This is a genomic window from Sphingomonas sp. (assembly GCF_035555815.1).
Lineage (GTDB): Bacteria > Pseudomonadota > Alphaproteobacteria > Sphingomonadales > Sphingomonadaceae > Sphingomonas.
Genome location: NZ_DATMGG010000175.1, coordinates 1 through 3,306, shown reverse-complemented (window position 1 = coordinate 3,306; position 3,306 = coordinate 1). Strand labels below are relative to the sequence as shown.

Here is a 3,306-nt window from a genome sequence, read left to right as displayed (position 1 = left end):
CGCTTCCTCGGACTGCCGGCGCTGCTGCGCGCATTCGGGAGGACCGTTGCGAAAGTCGATCTTCCTGACGATATCTTCGTAACGTCCGGTGTTCGCCCGCGACCACGCGGTGACGCAGCGCTGGTATGGCGTGACGGCACGTTCCAGCGCGGGCGGCGCCTTGCTGGTCATCTTGAAACTGACGCTCGGGTCCTTCGCCGCCGCACTGCTTGCGCACGTTGCCAATAGGACCGCCGCCACGGCCAACTCGCCAAATTCCCGCTTCACCCGACGCTCCCCTCAAGGCTGATCCCCAGCAGCTTCTGCGCCTCCACCGCGAATTCCATCGGCAGTTGCTGGAGCACCTCGCGCGCGAAGCCGTTGACGATCAGCGCGACCGCCGCTTCCTGATCCAGCCCGCGCTGCATCGCGTAGAACAGCTGGTCCTCGCTGATCTTCGAGGTGGTCGCCTCATGCTCGATCTGCGCCGACGGGTTCTTGACCTCGATATAGGGCACGGTGTGCGCACCGCACTGGTCGCCGAGCAGCAGGCTGTCGCACTGGGTGAAGTTGCGGACATTCTCGGCCAGCGCGTTGACCAGCACCTTGCCGCGATAGGTGTTGTTGCTCTTGCCCGCCGAAATCCCCTTCGACACGATCGTCGAACGGGTGTTCTTGCCGATGTGCAGCATCTTGGTGCCGGTATCGGCCTGCTGGTGGTTGTTGGTGACCGCCACCGAGTAGAATTCGCCGACCGACCCGTCGCCCTGCAGGATGCAGCTCGGATATTTCCACGTCACCGCGCTGCCGGTCTCGACCTGAGTCCACGACACCTTGGAGTTCTTGCCGGCGCACAGCGCGCGCTTGGTGACGAAATTATAGATGCCGCCCTTGCCGTTCTCGTCGCCGGGATACCAGTTCTGCACGGTCGAATATTTGATCTCGGCGTCGTCGAGCGCGATCAGTTCGACCACCGCCGCGTGGAGCTGGTTCTCGTCGCGCATCGGCGCGGTGCAGCCCTCCAGGTAGCTGACATAGGCGCCCTTGTCGGCGACGATCAGCGTGCGTTCGAACTGGCCGGTGTTCTCGGCATTGATGCGGAAATAGGTGCTCAGCTCCATCGGGCAGCGCACACCCTCCGGCACATAGACGAAGGTGCCGTCGGAAAAGACCGCCGCGTTCAGCGCCGAATAGAAATTGTCGCGCACCGGCACGACCTTGCCCAGATATTTGCGGACCAGGTCGGGAAACTCGCGCACCGCCTCGCTGATCGAGCGGAAGATGACGCCGGCATCCTCAAGCTCTTTCCGGAACGTGGTGGCGACCGAGACGCTGTCGAACACCGCGTCGACCGCGACCTTGCGCGCGCCCTCGACCCCGGCGAGCACCTTCTGCTCCTCGATCGGGATGCCCAGCTTTTCGTAGACGCGCAGGATCTCGGGATCGAGTTCGTCGAGCGATCCGATCGTCTTCTTCGCCTTGGGCTCGGCGTAGTAATAGGCGTCCTGATAGTCGATCGGCGGGATATCGAGCTTGGCCCATTCGGGCAGCGTCATCCCCTGCCAGATGCGGAACGCCTTGAGCCGCCAGTCGAGCATCCATTCCGGCTCGTTCTTCTTGGCCGAGATGAAACGGACGGTGTCCTCGCTCAGCCCCTTGGGCGCGAAGTCCTGCTCGATGTCGGAGCTGAAGCCCCATTCGTACTTCTTGTTCGCGGCGGCGAGCGCCTCGGCGTTCTTCGTGGCCATCAGGCGTGCTCCACCGAGAGGCTGGCGAGGCTGACCCCGGCCAGCGCGCCGCGAACGGCACCGTTGACCGCGTTCCAATGGGGTTTCACGCGGCAATTATCCTCGATGCAGCAATCATGGCGGCCGCTGTCGACGCATGCGGTCATCGCGATCGGGCCCTCGATCGCCTCGACGATGTCGGCCAGCGTGATCGTCGCCGGCGGACGGGCGAGGCGAAAGCCGCCGCCGGTACCCCGCGTCGATTCGATCAGGCCGGCGGCGGACAGCTTGCTCACCAGCTTCTGCACCGTCGGCAGCGGCAGCCCGGTCTCCTCCGCGATCAGCGTCGCGTTGAGCCGCCCGCTGACGCCGCAATGGCGCGCGGCGGCGGACATCATGACCACGGCATAGTCGGCAAGGCTGGACAGTTTCATGTTGTTGCGAGCGATTCTCAAATCGGATTGATTCGTTCCGATTGGGCAGATGGGCGCTTGCCCGCCCCCCGTCAACCTTCGTAGGAGGGTCGGCGATGGCCTTTTACCACCCCCTGCTGTTCGCGATCGACGCCGAACGCGCCCACCGCCTGACGATCCGCCTGATCTCCGCATGGAGCGGCGGGACGGCGCCGCTGGGCGGCGTGGTGCGCGATCCGCGGCTGGAAACGCGCGTCGCGGGGATCAGCTTTCCCAATCCGATCGGGCTGGCGGCAGGCGTCGACAAGGACGGCGAGGCGATCGACGGCTTCTTCGCGCTCGGCTTCGGCAGCGTCGAGATCGGCACGCTGACCCCCCTGCCGCAGCCGGGCAATCCGAAACCGCGCCTGTTCCGGCTGACTGAGGATCGCGCGGTGATCAACCGCATGGGGTTCAACAACGGCGGAATCGAAGCGGCGCTGCCGCGCATCGACCGGTCGGGGCGCGCGGGCGTGCTGGCGATCAATGTCGGCGCGAACAAGGACGCGACGGATCGCATCGCCGACTATGCCACCGGCGTGCGGCTGGCGGCGAAGGTCGCCGACTACGTCACGATCAACATCAGTTCGCCGAACACACCCGGCCTGCGCGACCTGCAACGCGGCGATGCGCTGAACGAATTGCTGGCCGGGGCGGATGAGGCGCGTGGGTTGACGCCGCTGTTCCTGAAAGTCGCGCCCGACCTGGAGCTCGCCGATATCGACGCCATCGCCGCCGCCGCGATCGCGCACCGCATCGACGCGCTGATCGTGTCCAACACCACGATTTCGCGCCCCGCCCTGCAATCCCGCCACGCCGGGGAGAGCGGCGGCCTGTCCGGCGCGCCGCTCAAGGGCTTGGCGCGGCAACGGCTCGCCGATTTCCGCGCGGCGACCGGCGGCACGCTGCCGCTCATCTCGGTCGGCGGCATCGATGGCGCGGAGGAGGCCTATGCCCGCATCCGCGCCGGAGCGAGCCTGGTCCAGCTCTACACCGCACTGGTCTACGAGGGGCCGGGTCTGGCGCGGCGAGTCGCGCGCGGTCTGGCGACGCTGCTGGAGCGCGACGGTTTCGCGGACGTCGCGGCGGCGGTCGGCTCCGGTTGACGTGGCGGTGCGCGGGTATACGGTCCGCAGCATGAAAACGCT

The 3,306-nt window shown here is 66.3% G+C and carries 4 protein-coding genes; 1 reads left to right on the top strand and 3 read right to left on the bottom strand.

Annotated elements, in window-relative coordinates; genetic code table 11:
- The 3 genes from VNR91_RS09630 to VNR91_RS09620 form a co-directional block, all read right to left on the bottom strand.
- Positions 1-267 (bottom strand): hypothetical protein (locus tag VNR91_RS09630; RefSeq protein ID WP_325490548.1); only part of this gene is annotated, 267 nt, incomplete at its 3' end.
- Entirely contained in the window at positions 264-1,727 is a 1,464-nt protein-coding gene (gene sufB / locus VNR91_RS09625; protein ID WP_325490547.1) for a Fe-S cluster assembly protein SufB, read from the bottom strand. The genes sufB and VNR91_RS09630, both read right to left, overlap by 4 nt.
- Positions 1,727-2,140, bottom strand: a complete 414-nt coding sequence (locus tag VNR91_RS09620) for an SUF system Fe-S cluster assembly regulator (protein WP_325490546.1) — start codon at positions 2,138-2,140, stop codon at positions 1,727-1,729. Before VNR91_RS09620 ends, sufB begins: the two co-directional genes overlap by 1 nt.
- A gap of 95 nt (positions 2,141-2,235) precedes the next feature.
- Between VNR91_RS09620 and VNR91_RS09615 the strand changes: the two genes are divergently transcribed.
- Complete coding sequence (locus tag VNR91_RS09615; protein ID WP_325490545.1) at positions 2,236-3,264, top strand: quinone-dependent dihydroorotate dehydrogenase; 1,029 nt, start codon at positions 2,236-2,238, stop codon at positions 3,262-3,264.
- The last annotated feature ends 42 nt before the right edge of the window (positions 3,265-3,306 follow it).